This window comes from Marinobacter mangrovi (assembly GCF_016798325.1).
Lineage (GTDB): Bacteria > Pseudomonadota > Gammaproteobacteria > Pseudomonadales > Oleiphilaceae > Marinobacter_A > Marinobacter_A mangrovi.
This window is the reverse complement of sequence record NZ_JAERVO010000009.1, coordinates 1-17,723: the sequence shown is the minus strand read 5'-3', so window position 1 is coordinate 17,723 and position 17,723 is coordinate 1. Positions and strand designations below refer to the sequence as shown.

Annotated in this window: 15 protein-coding genes and 5 tRNA genes; all 20 read right to left on the bottom strand. The window is 57.5% G+C overall.

Annotation, left to right across the window (positions count from 1 at the left end):
• Positions 1 to 78: 78 nt before the first annotated feature.
• The 20 genes from rpoB to JL474_RS20380 all read right to left on the bottom strand — a co-directional run bounded on the left by rpoB (position 79) and on the right by JL474_RS20380 (position 17,252).
• Positions 79 to 4,155 (bottom strand): DNA-directed RNA polymerase subunit beta, encoded by a 4,077-nt coding sequence (gene rpoB, locus JL474_RS20475; protein WP_203143798.1) that lies wholly within the window; start codon positions 4,153 to 4,155, stop codon positions 79 to 81.
• Between the two features lie 202 nt (positions 4,156 to 4,357).
• Entirely contained in the window at positions 4,358 to 4,735 is a 378-nt protein-coding gene (rplL, locus tag JL474_RS20470; protein ID WP_123634094.1) for a 50S ribosomal protein L7/L12, read from the bottom strand.
• Positions 4,736 to 4,774: 39 nt separating this feature from the next.
• Complete coding sequence (gene rplJ, locus JL474_RS20465; protein WP_123634093.1) at positions 4,775 to 5,305, bottom strand: 50S ribosomal protein L10; 531 nt, start codon at positions 5,303 to 5,305, stop codon at positions 4,775 to 4,777.
• A gap of 245 nt (positions 5,306 to 5,550) precedes the next feature.
• Positions 5,551 to 6,249, bottom strand: a complete 699-nt coding sequence (gene rplA, locus JL474_RS20460; RefSeq protein ID WP_123634092.1) for a 50S ribosomal protein L1 — start codon at positions 6,247 to 6,249, stop codon at positions 5,551 to 5,553.
• A 1-nt stretch (position 6,250) separates the two neighbouring features.
• Entirely contained in the window at positions 6,251 to 6,682 is a 432-nt protein-coding gene (gene rplK, locus JL474_RS20455; protein WP_123634091.1) for a 50S ribosomal protein L11, read from the bottom strand.
• Between the two features lie 101 nt (positions 6,683 to 6,783).
• Positions 6,784 to 7,317 (bottom strand): transcription termination/antitermination protein NusG, encoded by a 534-nt coding sequence (gene nusG, locus JL474_RS20450; protein ID WP_123634090.1) that lies wholly within the window; start codon positions 7,315 to 7,317, stop codon positions 6,784 to 6,786.
• 13 nt (positions 7,318 to 7,330) lie between these two features.
• The gene (gene secE / locus JL474_RS20445; protein ID WP_203143797.1) at positions 7,331 to 7,699 is read right to left on the bottom strand and encodes a preprotein translocase subunit SecE; all 369 of its coding nucleotides are present in this window, start codon (positions 7,697 to 7,699) and stop codon (positions 7,331 to 7,333) included.
• Positions 7,700 to 7,732: 33 nt separating this feature from the next.
• Positions 7,733 to 7,808, bottom strand: a tRNA-Trp gene (locus tag JL474_RS20440).
• Between the two features lie 21 nt (positions 7,809 to 7,829).
• Complete coding sequence (gene tuf, locus JL474_RS20435; RefSeq protein WP_123634088.1) at positions 7,830 to 9,026, bottom strand: elongation factor Tu; 1,197 nt, start codon at positions 9,024 to 9,026, stop codon at positions 7,830 to 7,832.
• A gap of 53 nt (positions 9,027 to 9,079) precedes the next feature.
• Positions 9,080 to 9,155 (bottom strand) — tRNA-Thr (locus JL474_RS20430).
• A 22-nt stretch (positions 9,156 to 9,177) separates the two neighbouring features.
• A tRNA-Gly gene (locus JL474_RS20425) sits at positions 9,178 to 9,252 on the bottom strand.
• Between the two features lie 11 nt (positions 9,253 to 9,263).
• Positions 9,264 to 9,347, bottom strand: a tRNA-Tyr gene (locus JL474_RS20420).
• 38 nt (positions 9,348 to 9,385) lie between these two features.
• Positions 9,386 to 9,461, bottom strand: a tRNA-Thr gene (locus JL474_RS20415).
• 31 nt (positions 9,462 to 9,492) lie between these two features.
• On the bottom strand, positions 9,493 to 10,224 hold the full coding sequence (locus JL474_RS20410; RefSeq protein ID WP_203143795.1) for an SPOR domain-containing protein: 732 nt from the start codon (positions 10,222 to 10,224) through the stop codon (positions 9,493 to 9,495).
• Complete coding sequence (locus tag JL474_RS20405) at positions 10,221 to 10,952, bottom strand: type III pantothenate kinase (protein WP_203143793.1); 732 nt, start codon at positions 10,950 to 10,952, stop codon at positions 10,221 to 10,223. Before JL474_RS20405 ends, JL474_RS20410 begins: the two co-directional genes overlap by 4 nt.
• Positions 10,949 to 11,917, bottom strand: a complete 969-nt coding sequence (locus JL474_RS20400) for a biotin--[acetyl-CoA-carboxylase] ligase (RefSeq protein ID WP_203143791.1) — start codon at positions 11,915 to 11,917, stop codon at positions 10,949 to 10,951. Before JL474_RS20400 ends, JL474_RS20405 begins: the two co-directional genes overlap by 4 nt.
• 98 nt (positions 11,918 to 12,015) lie before the next feature.
• A complete protein-coding gene (locus JL474_RS20395; RefSeq protein WP_203143789.1) occupies positions 12,016 to 14,412 on the bottom strand; it encodes a DUF6160 family protein in 2,397 nt (798 codons plus the stop codon).
• Between the two features lie 11 nt (positions 14,413 to 14,423).
• On the bottom strand, positions 14,424 to 14,993 hold the full coding sequence (locus tag JL474_RS20390; RefSeq protein ID WP_236012417.1) for a hypothetical protein: 570 nt from the start codon (positions 14,991 to 14,993) through the stop codon (positions 14,424 to 14,426).
• Entirely contained in the window at positions 14,990 to 16,036 is a 1,047-nt protein-coding gene (locus JL474_RS20385; protein WP_236012416.1) for a hypothetical protein, read from the bottom strand. The genes JL474_RS20390 and JL474_RS20385 overlap by 4 nt, the downstream gene beginning before the upstream one ends.
• Positions 16,037 to 16,061: 25 nt before the next feature.
• Positions 16,062 to 17,252: a DUF6160 family protein gene (locus JL474_RS20380; RefSeq protein ID WP_203143787.1), complete on the bottom strand. Its 1,191-nt coding sequence runs from the start codon at positions 17,250 to 17,252 to the stop codon at positions 16,062 to 16,064.
• Between the last annotated feature and the right edge of the window lie 471 nt (positions 17,253 to 17,723).

Here is a 17,723-nt window from a genome sequence, read left to right as displayed (position 1 = left end):
CAGTAACAGCTCCGGATGGCGTTAATCTCGGGCGGGCACGTCACCGTGCCCGCTCACGCTGCCAAAAAACAATTCGGCTCAGTCGGATTCCAGCTCGATGTCGATACCCAGCGAGCGGATTTCCTTGACAAGAACGTTGAAGGATTCGGGCATACCCGGTTCCATACGATGGTCGCCATCGACAATGTTCTTGTACATCTTCGTCCGACCGTTCACGTCGTCAGACTTGACGGTGAGCATTTCCTGCAGCGTGTAAGCTGCGCCGTAGGCCTCAAGGGCCCAGACTTCCATCTCACCGAAGCGCTGACCACCGAACTGCGCCTTACCGCCCAGCGGCTGCTGGGTTACAAGGCTGTACGAACCGGTGGAACGGGCGTGCATCTTGTCGTCGATCAGGTGGTTGAGCTTCAGCATGTACATGTAGCCCACGGTCACCGGACGATCAAACTCATCACCTGTACGGCCGTCGTAAAGCGTGACCTGGCCGCTGGTGTCCATATCGGCCAGCTCCAGCATGCGCTTCACTTCAGCTTCCTTGGCACCGTCGAAGACGGCAGTCGCCATCGGAACCCCTTCGCGCAGGTTACGCGCCAACTCCATGATCTCGTCGTCAGACAGAGAATCGAGCGGGACCGCAAAGGTCTTGTCGCTGTGGTTGTAGATCGCGTCCAGCAGTTCGCGAATCTCAGCCACTTTCTTCTGCTGCTCGATCATGGCGTTGATCTTGTGGCCCAGCCCTTTGGCGGCCGCACCCAGGTGCGTCTCCAGGACCTGACCGACGTTCATCCGCGACGGAACACCCAGCGGGTTCAGAACCACATCGACCGGATTGCCCTGCTCGTCATACGGCATGTCTTCCACCGGCATAACGGCGGAGATAACACCTTTGTTACCGTGACGGCCGGCCATCTTGTCACCCGGCTGAATCCGGCGCTTGATCGCCAGGTACACCTTGACGATCTTCAGAACGCCCGGCGCCAGATCATCGCCCTGCTGCAGCTTGCGCTTCTTGTCTTCAAAACGCTCTTCGTGCACCTTGCGACGATCTTCCAGACCCTGCTCGGATTTCTCGAGCAGCTCGTTCAGAGCCTCGTCCTTCATGCGCAGCTTGAACCAGTCGTCCTTCGGCAGCTCGGCCAGGAATGCCTGATCCAGCTTGGCACCCTTCTTCAGACCCGGACCGCTGATTACTTCCTGATTCTTGAGTGCATTGGTCAGACGCTCGTAGGTCGCGCCCTCAACAATGCGGTACTCGTCTTTCAGATCCTTGCGGAACTGGTCCAGCTGATCTTTCTCGATGGACAGGGCACGCTGGTCTTTCTCGATACCGTCGCGTGTGAAGACCTGCACGTCAATGACCGTCCCGCGTGTGCCGGTCGGCACGCGTGAGGACGTGTCTTTCACGTCAGACGCCTTCTCACCGAAGATGGCACGCAGCAGCTTTTCCTCTGGTGTCAGCTGGGTTTCGCCTTTCGGCGTCACCTTGCCCACAAGGATATCGCCGGCACCCACCTCAGCACCGATGTAGACGATACCGGACTCGTCCAGCTTGGACAGAGCGCTCTCGCCGACGTTCGGGATATCCGCAGTGATTTCCTCGCTGCCCAGCTTCGTGTCACGGGCCACACAGGTCAGTTCCTGGATGTGGATCGTGGTGAAGCGATCGTCCTGAACAACTTTCTCGGACACCAGGATGGAGTCCTCGAAGTTGTAGCCGTTCCAGGGCATGAACGCGATACGCATGTTCTGACCCAGAGCCAGCTCACCCAGATCGACGGACGGACCGTCGGCCAGGACATCGCCGCGGGCAATCATTTCGCCCTGCTTGACGATGGAGCGCTGGTTGATACACGTGTTCTGGTTGGAGCGCGTGTATTTGGTCAGGTTGTAGATGTCCACACCGGCATCACCGGCTTCGGTCTCGTCGTCGTTGACCCGGATAACGATACGGGCCGCATCGACGCTTTCGACCAGGCCACCGCGACGCGCGGTTACGCAGACACCGGAATCCTGCGCCACGATACGCTCGATACCGGTACCCACCAGCGGTTTGTCCGCACGCAGGGTCGGCACCGCCTGACGCTGCATGTTCGCCCCCATCAGGGCCCGGTTCGCGTCATCGTGCTCCAGGAACGGGATCAGCGATGCCGCCACGGACACAACCTGGCGCGGAGACACGTCCATAAAGCGGACATTTTCCGGCGGCGTCACAGTGAATTCGTTCTGGTGGCGCACGGTCACCAGCTCGTCGACCAGCTTGCCGTTCTCATCGGTTGCCGCACTGGCCTGAGCGATAACGTAGTTGCTCTCCTCGATCGCGGACAGATACTGGATCTCGTCCGTGACCACGCCATCGACCACCTTCCGGTACGGAGACTCCAGGAAACCGTAGGAGTTGGTGCGGGCGTAGGTGGCCAGCGAGTTGATCAGACCGATGTTCGGGCCTTCCGGCGTTTCGATCGGGCAGACACGACCGTAGTGGGTCGGGTGCACGTCCCGCACTTCGAAGCCGGCACGTTCACGGGTCAGACCACCAGGCCCCAGAGCCGAAACACGACGCTTGTGCGTGACTTCGGACAGCGGGTTGTTCTGGTCCATGAACTGGGACAGCTGACTGGAACCGAAGAACTCTTTAACGGCAGCCGCGACCGGCTTGGCGTTAATCAGATCCTGCGGCATCAGGCCTTCGCTTTCAGCCAGGCTCAGACGCTCGCGTACCGCGCGCTCGACCCGGACCAGCCCCACACGGAACTGGTTCTCGGCCATCTCACCGACGGAACGGATACGACGGTTCCCCAGGTTATCGATGTCATCGACATTGCCCTGGCCGTTACGAATGGCAATCAGGGTCTTCAGAACGTCGATGATGTCGTCGTTCGTCAGGGTTCCCGGACCCGTGGATTCTTCGCGACCCAGACGACGGTTCAGCTTCATGCGGCCGACCGCAGACAGGTCATAACGCTCTTCCGAGAAGAAGAGGTTGTTGAACAGGTTTTCAGCCGACTCCTTGGTGGGCGGCTCACCCGGGCGCATCATGCGATAGATCTCAACCAGCGCTTCCAGCGGGTTGCGGGTCGGATCGTTGCGCAGGGTGTCGGACATGAACGGACCGCAGTCCAGATCATTGGTGTAGAGCGTCTCAAGCTCCTTGATGCCGGCCTTGAGCAGCTTCTCTACGGATTCTTCGGTCAGCTCGGAGTTACACTCCAGAATCAGCTCACCGGTGGATTCATCAACCATGTCACGGGCGGTGACGCGGCCGTAAAGGTATTCAGTCGGAACTTCAAGCTCGCTGATACCCGCCTTTTCCAGCTGACGGATATGGCGTGCGGTGACACGACGGCCTTCCTCGACGATGACCGTGCCGTCCGGATCCTTGATGTCGAACGTCGCGATATCACCACGCAGGCGGCTCGGTACCAGCTCCAACATGCAGAACTCTTCACCCAGACGGAACTTGCTGGTGTCGAAGAACATTTCCAGCATCTGCTCGGAGGTGAAATTCAGGGCACGCAACAGAATCGTGGCCGGCAGCTTACGACGACGGTCGATACGGACAAAGACGCTGTCTTTGGGATCGAACTCGAAGTCCAGCCAGGAACCACGGTAAGGAATCACCCGGGCTGAATACAACAGCTTACCGGAGGAATGGGTCTTGCCCTTGTCGTGATCGAAGAAGACACCCGGTGAACGGTGCAACTGGGATACGATTACCCGCTCGGTACCGTTAACAACAAAGGTACCGTTCTCCGTCATCAGGGGCATTTCGCCCATGTAGACTTCCTGTTCCTTGATGTCCTTGATCGCCTTATTGGACGACTCTTTGTCGTAAATAATAAGACGAACCTTCACCCGCAGCGGTGCAGCATAGGTCACGCCCCGCAGCTGACATTCCTTGACATCAAATACCGGCTCGCCAATGCGGTAGCTCACGTATTCGAGCGCCGCGTTGCCCGAGTAACTGACAATCGGGAATACGGATTTGAAGGCGGCGTGCAAACCAGTTTCCTGGCGCGCATCCGAAGCCGCTTCCATTTGAAGGAAGTCCCTGTAAGAATCGAGCTGAATAGACAGCAAATAGGGGACATCCATCACGGAAGGCAATTTACTAAAATCTTTGCGGATCCGCTTTTTCTCAGTGTAGGAGTAAGTCATCTGCATTCCCCAGCTTTAGACCTGATACCTGGTATCAAGAAGCAACCATTTACCTGCTTCGGGGCCGAATTGCTCGGCTAACTGCGCCGTCTTGAACAAGACTCGGGCTGTAGGTTATAGCATATACAACAGAAAAAGGCCGGTGGCTCTTGCCACCAGCCATTTTCATGCCTAAGGCACGTATGCGGTCAACAGCCAGCCCTTACTTGAGCTCAACTGAAGCGCCTGCTTCCTCAAGCTTCTTCTTGGCTTCTTCAGCGTCGTCCTTGGAAGCAGCTTCCTTAACGGTGGACGGAGCACTGTCGACCATTTCTTTCGCTTCTTTCAGGCCCAGGCCTGTCAGTTCACGAACGGCCTTGATGACGTTAACTTTCTTCTCACCGGCACCGGTCAGAACAACGTCAAATTCAGTCTGCTCTTCAGCAGCGGCAGCTTCGCCACCAGCAGCAGCCGGCGCAGCGGCAACAGCAGCAGCGGCAGAAACGCCGAACTTCTCTTCCATCGCTTCAACCAGCGCAACAACATCCATTACGCTCATTTCAGCGATTGCATTCAAAATGTCTTCGTTAGACAGAGCCATGACTTTCTCCCAATGTTAAAAAAATCGTATTCAACAGAATCAAGCAGCGTCTTGCTTCTGGTCGCGAACTGCCGCAACAGCACGGGTAACCTTCGACGGGAATTCGTTGAGGGTCCGTGCCAGTTTGGTGATCGGTGCCTGAGTAACGGCGGCCAGCATGGACAGCGCTTCGTGACGCGTCGGCAGCTTGGCCAGGCGATCGATCTGGTCTGCGCCCATCAGCTCACCGCCGACGGCCAAACCTTTAATCTCGAACACCTCTTTCTCTTTGGCAAAATCCTTCAGCAGCCGCGCGGCCGCACCCGGATCTTCCATGGAGAATGCCAGAATGGTCGGACCAACCAGAGCTTCCCGGATGCACTCGAACTCGGTACCTTCAATCGCACGCTTCGCCAGGTTGTTACGAACAACCTTCAGGCGAACCTGCTCGGCACGAGCCTTGGCACGCAGGGCCGTCATATCACCAGAGGTGATACCACGGTAGTCAGCCAGGACCACAGACAGAGCACCACCGGCAGTCTCGTTGACTTCAGCGACGATCGCCTTCTTGTCTTCGAGTCGAATTGCCACTGGTTTTCTCCTTGATTTCGCTGGCAAATGCCAGCAAACCCATCTCAGCCCCTAGAGACACCGAACGTTGAAGAAAGACCTTCTCAATCCGGTGCCATTCAGGGCGCCATACGGTGTTTGGGTTCAGAGAACGTCTTCACACCGTCTGCGCAGGCGTTGCTTTAACCCTTTCCACCTCGCGGCGGTCGGGGGCCTGCGGTCTTTGACAGCCTTGGCTTCCGCCTAGACTACAAAGTGTCTACCGATCAGATATTCAGAGCGCTCTGATCGATAGTCAGGCCCGGCCCCATGGTGGAGGACAGTGTGACCTTCTTCAGGTACACGCCCTTCGCCGATGAAGGCTTGGCCTTTTTCAGATCTGCCAACAGCGCCTCAAGGTTTTCCTTGATGGATGCAGCAGAGAACTCAACATTACCCAGCGGAGCGTGGATAATGCCGTTCTTGTCAGTACGGTAGCGCACCTGACCGGCCTTGGCGTTTTTGACCGCAGTCTCAACGTCAGGCGTTACGGTGCCTACTTTCGGGTTCGGCATCAGGCCGCGCGGCCCCAGGATCTGACCCAGCTGACCAACGACGCGCATGGCGTCCGGCGTTGCGATGACAACGTCGAAATCCATGTTGCCTTTTTTGACTTCTTCCGCCAGATCGTCCATGCCCACGATGTCGGCACCCGCCGCGGTTGCCTTCTCGGCATTGGCGCCCTGGGTGAACACAGCGACACGAACCGACTTGCCGGTGCCGTGCGGCAGAACCGTCGAGCTACGAACCACCTGGTCGGATTTACGTGCATCAACGCCCAGGTTGATGGACACGTCGATCGATTCCTTGAACTTGACGGAACCGCCCAGCTCAACCAGCAGGGATACAGCGTCATCCACAGAATAAGCGCGCGTGGACTCGACCTTTTCACGAATCAGCTTTTGACGTTTGCTCAGCTTCGCCATATCACAGGCCCTCCACGTTCAGACCCATGCTACGCGCAGTACCCGCAATGGTGCGGACCGCAGCGTCCATGTCGGCAGCCGTCAGATCCGGCTCCTTGGTCTTTGCAATTTCCTCGAGCTGCTCACGGGTCACGGTACCGACTTTGTCGGTGTTCGGACGAGCGGAGCCACTCTTCAGACCAGCAGCCTTCTTCAGCAGAACAGAAGCCGGCGGAGTCTTGGTGATAAAGGTAAAGCTGCGATCACTGTATACAGTGATAACAACCGGCGTCGGCAGGCCCGGCTCGATACCTTGGGTCTGTGCGTTGAACGCCTTACAGAACTCCATGATATTGACACCGTGCTGACCCAGCGCGGGGCCGACGGGGGGACTCGGGTTGGCCTGACCGGCAGCAACCTGAAGCTTGATATACGCTTCAATCTTCTTTGCCATGATTTACTCCTAATGGGTCCAAACGCCTTTCGGCTCCCCTTTCTCAGACACAAAAAGCCCGCGTCACTGTTGTGCGCGAGCTTTCCGCTAAATTCTGCGAGTTAGTCTTTTTCGACCTGACCAAACTCCAATTCGACCGGCGTCGAGCGACCAAAAATAAGGACGGCGACTTTAACACGACTCTTGTCGTAGTCAACCTCTTCAACAACACCATTGAAGTCGGCAAACGGCCCTTCAATGACGCGCACAATCTCGCCCGGCTCAAACAGCGTCTTCGGCTTGGGCTTATCGACGCCACTCTCGACGCGCCGCAAGATCGCCTCGGCCTCTTTTTCGGTAATTGGCGCGGGCTTATCCTTGGTACCACCGATAAAGCCGAGAACGCGAGGCGTATTTTTCACCATATGCCACGTCTCATCATCCATTTCCATCTGGACAAGTACGTAGCCCGGGTAAAACTTACGCTCACTCTTGCGTTTCTTGCCATCCCGCATTTCGACCACTTCCTCGGTCGGAACCAGGATCTCACCAAATTTCTCTTCCAGGCCATTCAGGGCAACACGCTCAAGGAGAGTGCGCATTACGTGCTTCTCAAAGCCTGAGTAAGCGTGCACGACGTACCAGCGCTTAGCCATTGCCTCTCTCCTGTTACCCAATTACCCCGGAGACCAGCCAACTGATCAACGAGTCCATAATCCACAAAAGGAGCGCGACCACCAGAACAAACGCCACCACGATAAACGTGGTCTGCACCAGCTCGGGGCGTGTCGGCCATACGACCTTACGGATCTCGACGCGCGCTTCTTTCAGAAGCATCGCAAAGCGACGACCACGCTCAGTCTGCAGCGCAACGAAGGCAGCAACCAGCGCCAAGGCCACAAGCCCCAGAACGCGATACAGGAGCGACTCCGCTCCAAAATACAGGTTGCCAACAACACCGGCGGCAATTAAGACAAAAACAACCAGCCACTTCAGTACATCGAAGCGGCTAGTTGCTTGCTGTGCTTTAGACTCCATAGGAATCAGCTTTTGTATCCCAAGGATTGAAAATGGCAGGCCAGGAGGGAATCGAACCCCCAACCTGCGGTTTTGGAGACCGCTGCTCTGCCAATTGAGCTACTGGCCTGCACCGAAACTTGCCTGGTGCTTATTCAATAATCTTGGCTACAACACCCGCGCCAACGGTACGGCCACCTTCGCGAATCGCGAAGCGCAGACCTTCTTCCATGGCGATCGGGGCAATCAGAGTGGCAACCAGCTTGACGTTGTCACCCGGCATAACCATCTCGACACCTTCCGGCAGCTCACACGCACCCGTTACGTCGGTGGTACGGAAGTAGAACTGCGGACGGTAGCCCTTGAAGAACGGCGTATGACGACCACCTTCTTCTTTGCTCAGCACGTAAACTTCGGACTCGAACTTGGTGTGCGGGGTAATGGAACCCGGCACCGCCAGGACCTGACCACGCTCAACGTCGTCACGCTTGGTACCACGCAGCAGAACACCCACGTTCTCACCCGCGCGACCTTCGTCCAGCAGCTTACGGAACATCTCAACACCGGTACAGGTGGTCTTGGTGGTGTCGCGGATACCCACGATTTCCACTTCGTCACCCACCTTGATGATGCCACGCTCAACACGACCGGTCACAACGGTACCACGACCGGAGATGGAGAAGACGTCCTCGATCGGCATCAGGAACGGCTGATCGATCGCACGCTCCGGCTCAGGGATGTACTCGTCCAGGGCTTCAACCAGCTTCTTGACAGCGGTTGTACCCATTTCGTTGTCATCCTTGCCTTCCAGCGCCATCAGCGCAGAACCGGTGATGATCGGCGTGTCGTCGCCCGGGAAGTCGTACTGGCTCAGCAGGTCACGCACTTCCATCTCAACCAGTTCCAGCAGCTCTTCGTCATCGACCATGTCCGCTTTGTTCAGGAACACAACGATGAACGGAACGCCGACCTGACGGGACAGCAGGATGTGCTCACGCGTCTGCGGCATCGGGCCGTCAGCTGCGGAGCAAACCAGGATCGCGCCGTCCATCTGTGCCGCACCCGTGATCATGTTCTTCACGTAGTCGGCGTGGCCCGGGCAGTCAACGTGCGCGTAGTGACGCGTCGGGGAATCGTACTCAACGTGAGACGTCGCGATGGTGATACCACGCGCCTTCTCTTCCGGTGCGTTATCGATCTGGTCGAAAGCACTTGCAGTACCCGTACCCCAAACCTCGTGACACACACGAGTCAGGGCGGCTGTCAGCGTGGTTTTACCATGGTCAACGTGGCCAATCGTGCCCACGTTCACGTGCGGTTTATTACGCTCAAATTTTTCTTTAGACATTCGACCAATCTCCCTAATCAACTCTTCGCTAGCAACGTTGACCGGACAAATAATGGAGCTCATGACCGGAATTGAACCGGTGACCTCATCCTTACCAAGGATGTGCTCTACCGACTGAGCTACATGAGCACACAACTTAACTTGCCAAATCTGGAGCGGGCAGCGGGAATCGAACCCGCGTCATCAGCTTGGAAGGCTGAGGTAATAGCCACTATACGATGCCCGCGAGCAATTAAGTGGTGGAGGGGGCAGGATTCGAACCTGCGAAGCTTTCGCGTCAGATTTACAGTCTGATCCCTTTGGCCACTCGGGAACCCCTCCAGATCTGTGCTTGCCCGCACAGATTGAAAACTTAAAAGTGGAGCTGGCGGACGGAATCGAACCCCCGACCTGCTGATTACAAGTCAGCTGCTCTACCAACTGAGCTACGCCAGCCCACATTCGCCTCATCAGCGAGGCCGGTATACTACGGATTTTTATCGGGTGATGCAACACCTTCACAGGCAGCTTTTTCAACCGACGGCAAATCACCGGGCACCCGCTTCGCGTCGTTCAAAAACCGATCGAAATCAGCCTTTGAGGCGACCGCAAAAACGAGGGCGTAGCTTATCTGATTCCGGTCGGTGTTGACCAGTACGGTTTCAATATTTCTTGATTGGAAACGAGCATTTAGGTCCTCGGCAAGCTTTTGCGACTCAAACAGGCCGAGGGAGATGGCGTTGCGGTAGGCCCCTTCCGTCACCAGGAAGCTGTCGACACCTGCACGCTGCAATTCTTCAAGCCGCTTCAGGGCGCCTTCGCGTGAGGGGAAAGGCGGAATCAGGACCCAGTGATAAGGAGGACGCTCGTCTTCGACTTTCTCGATAGCGACCGTTTGCAACGTGACGCCGATGGATCGCAGGAGATGCTCAGCCGCCGCCCGCGACTGGAATCCCGTCATCCGGCCACAGATCCGCTTCTGGGAACCGCGCGGCGGCGCCTGTTCATTATACTCGTTGGCCAGGGGGCGTTCCGGGGACGACGAAGAGGCAGGCTCAGACTCGCGGGGTTTCGGGGCAGCATTTAACTTGAGGTCTGCCACCCGCGGAAGTCGCCCCTCGCCACCCGCCGGCGCCTGCTTGCCCGGCGGCGACCAATTGATGGCCGCAATACCCAGCATTATATTGAGCACGACCAACAACGTTACCGCCCACTTCATACGGAGGCCTCGGAATCGGCCACGATCTCGAGCCCATCCAGCACGAGGGACGGCCGCCACTGGCCCTTCAGCCCCAACCGGATCAAATCCTCACCGTCGCCTCCCGTGACGAAGGTGTCTTCGTAGCGATAGGGGCCCCGCATAGCCTCAATCCGGTCGATGACTGACGACCAGAGCCAGCTTAAGCCGTTGCGAACGCAGGCATCCGTACTCTGCCCCGGGGCGGTGTCGAGGGAGAGAGACTGGCCGAAAAACACCCTTGCGGTTTTGTCTTCGAGGGATTCCCGCATTAGCCGGTGACCCGGGAGAATATAGCCCCCGAGGTGATACCCATGGGCATCGAGCAGATCAAGCGTCAGCGCACTACCCGCGTCGACGACCAGCAAGGGCTTGCGCGAGTGCGCCCAGGCACCGATCAACGCATGCCAGCGATCAGCACCCATGGTCTGCGGGCGCTCATAGGCACATCGCACCCCGCACTGCTCCGCATGAGTCCAATAGAAATCCGGAGCCACACCAAATCGCGCCAGCAACTCTTGTTGAAGCGTCTGGCGGGCACTTTCCGAGATGACGGTCGATACCGAAACCCGCTCGACCGCGCCGGGACCGATCCCCGTGAAGAGATCCCGATCCCCGAGCGTGCCGACGCCCTCGACAGCAGCGCTGCCGGACTGCGTGGCTCGCCATTTGAGTCGAGTGTTACCGGCATCGATCAACAGATGAGTCATACCTGGCGCCGTATACTGATTTCGCCGGCGCGCAGTGTCTTCTCGCCGTCGCCGGTATCCAGTCGATAGGCGCCGGTGTGATCGATACCTGCGCCGATACCTTCATCGCCATCCGGCTCTGTCCGCAGCGCCTGCCCATAAAGCGCATCCAGCGACTGCCACTGATCCCGTAACGCATCAAAGCCGTTCCGTTCGAATACATCAAGCACGGAAAGGGTTTCGTTAATCACCTCGGCAATCACCTCGTTGCGAACCCAGGCCACCCGGGGTTCAGCACGATCCAGGGAAATCCAGGGCTGATCCACCACCCGCTCGCTGTCGCTCATATGGACGTTGATCCCAATACCGATAATGACCCGGGCAGCGCCTTCCAGCTCACCCTGGAGCTCAATCAGGATACCGGCCAGTTTGCGGGCATCGACCAGGACGTCATTCGGCCACTTCAGGCGAGCCCGGCCCAGCCCTAACTTGTCCAGCGCTCGCACGACCGCAACCCCGACCACCAGACTCAAGCCTTCCAGCGCGGCAAAGCCACCCTGCAGCCGCAACGCCAGGCTCAAATAGACATTCTCTCCCGGCGGACTCGACCAGGCCCGGCCGCGGCGCCCCCGCCCCTGCTCCTGGCGGTCGGCCACACAGGCACGAACCGTTTTATCAGGCCGCTCCCGCCCCTGCATCAGGTAAGCATTGGTGGAATCGATCGTATCAAACACGTCGAGATGAAGGGCGTCCCGGACGGTTGTCGCCAAACGGCTGGCAATCACGTCACCGTCCAGCAGGTCGATGGAGTCGGTCAATCGGTATCCCTTGCCACGCAGCCGCTCAACGGAGACACCGTCGTCCATCAGTCGATTGAGCTGCTTCCAGACGGCCGTCCGACTGACTCCCAGGGTCTGGGCCAGATCCTCGCCTGAATGCCACTCCCCGTCAGAGAGGATCGACAACAGTGCTTTCTCTTTTCTCATGGGAGTACAACTCGCGTGCCGGGAGACTGGGTATGGCCCGGATTAAACAACAGCTGGGCGGAAAAGACAAAACGGGCGACCGAACGTCACCCGCCAGTTTACTGGATGGGCGTTGCGGTGAGGTTGGCCTTGATGTCCATATTCTGCAGTTTGACACCGTAAATGGCGGTTGCCGCACCGCCGGTGGGATGTACAAGGTCGATATTGTTGACGGAGAGCTCCTTGAAGCGGGAATGGGCCTGTACCGCAAAACCGAGCGGTCGATCTGCCTTTTCCGTCTCCGTTGGCGAAGCAACATAGCGATAGCCAGCTGCCGTTGAATCATCCATGATTTTCTCGTCACCCCGATTGCCGACCACGCCATTCGCATCGGCACCATCGCCCTTTTTAACCACCTTGGTGCGATAGATATCCACGGACAGGTCCGTTTGAATGCCAAAGGTGTTATCTTCAACACCGTCACCATCCAGGTCTTCGCCGTCGCTGGTGTAGATATCATTGAGCACCAGTTGGGTCCCGGTTCCATTTTCAGGACCATCGGCACCCTGATGACGGTGGGTCTCCCAGATAAACGCGTTGCGCTTGGTGTCGCTCACGGCGCGGGCGAAAACCTGCTTCAGGCCGACGGTGACGCCTTCATCACCGCGCATCTCCCACATCCCTCCCGACGCCGCGCAGCTGCTGGCATCGGCTCCGGAGCCACCCACACAGACATTACCAGCACCGCCCGGGCTGATGGTCATGCTGCTGCCTTTCTCGTAATTCTGGACCACAAAGCGCCCAAAGCTGCCACCGTCGGTCTTATCCCCAACCCGCAGATTGCCGATGTCCATGGTGCCCCAGGCTTCGCCCTTGATGATGGCCAAACCGTCATCAGTGACATCCACTGTCATGTCACGCACATGGCTGTCGTAGTTCAGTTCGGTGGCCCACAATCCCTTCTGAGACACTTCGCCGCTGCCTTCGTCATAGGGGGCCGCGACCAGCGCGGCACGACCGTTGGTGATCTGGATGTCCGAGTTAATGGTCAGCCCTTCACCCGAAGCCCCGCCGGCGCCCAGCGTGATCTGGCCATCAATCTCGAAATCGTAGGACGGGAACACGCCCAGGGCGAGCAGCAGTTCAGTCCCCCCCTGCAGCGGCGCATCGTCGTCGCCAACCCGCAGGCCGTTGATCCGATAACCGCCCTTGACGCCTTCAAAACCAATCCGCAGACCATCGTAGAACTGGGTTCCGTTCCGCACCTCGTTGCGGGTTACGTCGACGGTGAGGTCACCCTGCCCCCAGGACTGGAGCCCACTGAAAACCACGCGGTTGCCATCTTCGGTGTACGCCACGTTGGCGTTGGCCAGACTCCATTGCGCCGCCAGTCTCAGCCCCTGGTTGCCGGCATCGGCATTGCCTCCACCCTGCAGATACACCGCGTTGGTGTAAGCCTGGCCGTTAATAGTCTGGTCTGCGAACAGGTAATCCAGGTTGATCTGCCCCAGGTTCTTACCGTTACCACCCAACTGAACCTGCTGGATATCCAGATTGCCGCTGATGCTGTCGACGGTCAGCGCGAGGGATTGCCGTCCCTGCCAATCCGGGGCGACATCGAGGCGCAAGTTATTAATGGTGCTGGCGCCGGTCATGCCCAACAGTGCGATCGAATTGCCATCGTCACTGTAGATAAAGTTGGCACTGTTGATAGTCGTGCTGCCGTCAATCCGGATCCCTTCATCACCAAATCGGCCGCCGGCCGTTATACGGGTCTCGCTGGACAGATCAAAGTCGCCACTGAGGGAACCATAGCTGGGCAGGAGCTCACCACTGGTGACGTCGCGGCTGACACCATGATTGAGAGGATTATTACTGTAGCGGATGGCATCGACGCGGTATGAACCGGTCACCGAGGGTGAAGCAAGCACCAGCGTTGATCCATCGACATCCAGCGTCATGCCCGGCGCGCTCACGTCCATGCTGATGCCGTCGAGAAACACTTCATTGCCGTTGGTCCGATAACCCAGGCGACCGTTGGTCATCTGGTAGTTCACATCATAGGTATAGCCTGCGCTACTGAGGGCACCGCCCGGTGATAACCTCAGATTGCCATCAAGATCATGATCAAAGAAGACGCCTCCCATACTGGCGGAAGGGTTGTCGTCCAGATGGACATCCGTGAATTCGATGCGACGGTCCTGGACCAGAAAGTCCAGGTTCAGGCTGGCGTCGGCAAGGATATCGATCTTGTAGATCTGATGCGCCCGGGCATTGGGGTCGGAGGCCGCACCGATACGGAAACCGTCCAGGTGGATACCGCTACCGTCATCGAAATAGGAAATGCTGTTTGCGGTGGCTGCCAGATCCAGCTCCATGGTGATCCCTGACTGCCCACTGATTCCGGCCATGTCGGAATCATCCAGGCTTTGCAGATCAGCCTGGACCAAGGGGCTCAACGGCACCAGCAGGGCGAGTAGCGGCCCTTTGGCCAAGAAGCTGGAGGACGATGTCATAACGGCCCTCATCACGGATTACCAGTGGGGAAGACGAGCAGGTTTCCTTCCAGGACCACGTCCCCCTGCATCTCAACTGAAAAGATGTCGGTCTGCTGAAAGCCCGGGTCTGTTGGGCGCGCCGTACTGCTGGTCGCCAGCTTGAAGGTCACGGAATCATAGCGAACGATATTGGGCAGACCGATTTCCAACACATCCCGATTGAACAGCGCGCCATCACCGCCAAAGCCGGAGTCGATCTTGCGCACCCGCAGCGTCAGGCCTTCGAATGAAAACTTGCCACGGATGTCATCCAGGACCATCCAGCCGCCGCCCTCTTTCAACTGATAGGCCAGTCGAGCGCCGCAACGCTTACTCGCGTCTGAGCAGCTTCCAAAATAGGTATTCTGGATCGGGCCACCGTCTTCATTAATGCTGATGTCGCCAGACAGGTAGATCCCGCCCTGCCCGGAGATATCGGACAACGTGCTGTCATCGAGCCGATTCAGGTCCGCACGCGCCGGAGAAACCAGACTGATCAGCACTCCCATCAGGGCCAAGGAGGCCATACGCGACTGACGGTTCATTCGATACTTACTCATTGGGCCAGGTCCTTGGTCTCAATCTTGAGGTGCTGGATCAGCATCCCCTCGATGCGGCCAGACCCGAAGTCACGGTCCCCCACCGACAGGTTGCCGATGGTGAGGTTGCTCCGGTAATCCGGGTTCGTATAGTAGTCCTCGTAGAAATCCCAGGTCGCGGCATCACTGCTGTCCCGCAGACCGTCGTCGCCAATGGTGCCAGCACCGGGCTGCTGGATAGCCGCCACTTCCAGCACGAAATTGCCGGTGCCATCCACGTCGAAATACACGGGCTGAAGGGAATTGCCCAACGCCAGCTCCAGGGCGAAGTTCTGCATCACGATGCGGGAGCCACACACCGCCGTCTCCTGATCGCAGGCGTTGATCGACAGTTCCGGTGTGTAGAAGTTGAGCTTGAACTGCCCCACCATTTGCTTGCGCTCGTTGTCACCCCACAGGCGGATGTAGCTGCCGTCGATGACCGCACTTTGCGCGTGAATATTGATATTGGCGGTGTCCTGGTCGCCCACGGTGAGGTTGAGCTGAAGGCCAATGTCCGGGCGCTCGCCCTGCGGCAGGTCCGCGCTCGCCGGGCGGCTGGCACAAGTCCCTGACCCGGCCGTTGCCGATGCGCTCATGCAGTCATAACCCTGGGAGGCGTCCACCATATGCGGCGCGGCGAATTGTAGAACGGCCTTGTCCTGCACGCCGATATCGTTGCCGTCGACCACATCGATGGAATAAGGATTGACCAGACGTCCCAGATTGACCGGCGTCAGGGTCTCGCCGTAGTTGCTGCCAGCGCCGGAGATATAAAGCTTGTTGACGACGATCTCCACATCCTCGCCCTGGGAATTCTTGATACCGCCGATACGGAAAATTTGCCCATTCTCTACATCCGTGCCGTGGGCAAACTTGAAGTCCTCCAGCACGAGACCAATCCCCGCGCCATTCACTTCCGAAAGTTCGCCTTCGGACAGACTCTTCATTTCCGCATGCCCCCACCCCGGCAGGGTGGCGGCCATCAGAAAGTTGAGCGATATCGTCAGCCAGTTACGGTTCAAGCGATGCTCTCCATGGAGGATTGGATCAGAACAACCCGACGCCCCGGTCGATGTATTCCCGGCGCTGCCCCTCGATACCGTGCAGGGCCTCATCAAGGTTTACAGTGACGGCGCCATTTGGAATATTGAAGAAGGCTCCTGCCGTTGCCTTGATAAAATCTTCCGGTGTCGGATCTGACTTGGCGACATCGGCGAGGTATTCGAGATCCTTGGTCTGGAACGAAATGAAAGCCCCATCAGACGGACCGGTAATCGTGCGCTTGCCGTTAACCTCATTGATCTCACCCACAGGCATGCTGTTATAGATTCCCAGATCGAAGCAGGCCTGGATACCGAGCACATCACACTGCTGGGCAACGACCACAACGTCACATCCTCCGAACAGCGAACAGTTCTCGGTATAGAGTTCCGAACTCAAAGTCGGCGAAATGATATCGATCATACCCGCCACCAGGTAGTTCACATCCTCGAGCACAAACTTTTCGCCATTCGGCACCCCGATGTACTCTCCGCGAATAGGATCCAACTCCCCGTAGTTATCACGGTCCGGGTCGCCCTGAACCAGCTTCGCTTTCGTTTTCAGGGGACTATTACCCGCGAGCACCGGCGTAAGGTATTTGACCATCTGATCGAACAGGTTACCGCTCGAATCGGCGTTTTTCAGGCCTTCGCCGTGATCCACAATATCGACGTCGATATTCCCGGTCAGTTGCTGGATGACGCCGGACAGAATGCCCTCGGACTTACCGAACCCAAACCGGAAACCGACAATTTCCTCAGCGGATTCGTCATACGCAAATTCGAGATAAGGATTGGAAATCTTGAAGGGAACAATCTCCCCATCCTGATAGGCACTGCCGTCGGCCTTTAGTTGCCTGGCTGCGTCCGGGTTACGATCGTAATAGGAAGAATCGTAGATGTAGCCCAAAGAGAAATTATTGATCAGGACGTCTGACGATCCTTCTACTTCTCCTGCTCGTTCGTATCGCCCCAGCTCGAACGTATCGGCATTGGTCTGGATTTCGATATCCATACCAAGATTGACTCGCGTATAGGACGTGTCGTTGTCGACTGACGGGTTTTGTTGCCGGTCAACAGAGATAAAGGCCTGACCGGTGACCTCGGACATGGCTTCATCGCTAATCGGCTTCAACTCCGCATGTACCGTAACCGCACTCATTAAAAGGAGCGGCACGGCCCAGATCTGCTTGTACATACTGACATCTCATCCCTCGGCGTCTTGTTATTGTCAGGCGCCGGAAAAATCGTGTGATAAGCATGAGTGTCTCTGAATCGTCTTATTATTTTTTGACTAGTTCTTGAGCAATGGTAGTGGGAATTAGAAGGAGCCACTGTGCGCGGCGTCATAGAATGGAAATTTCAGGGGATTGTCTGACAATGGTTTTCGGGAGCGGGATGAGGGATGACTGGCGGATGTTGAGTGCTTTCGAGATTCGTTGTTAGCTGGGGCGGTTTTTGGTTCGGCAGGTGCGAGATCCTGGCGGGGCCTGGTAAGGGGGCCGGTAGTGGCCGCCCTCAGGCCGGCGCCGCAGGTCACTTTTGTATGGCCAATAAAAAACCCCAACACGTTACCGTGCTGGGGTTTCGGATTTAGGAGCCTGACGATGACCTACTCTCGCATGGGCAGATGCCACACTACCATCGGCGCTGGTTCGTTTCACGGCTG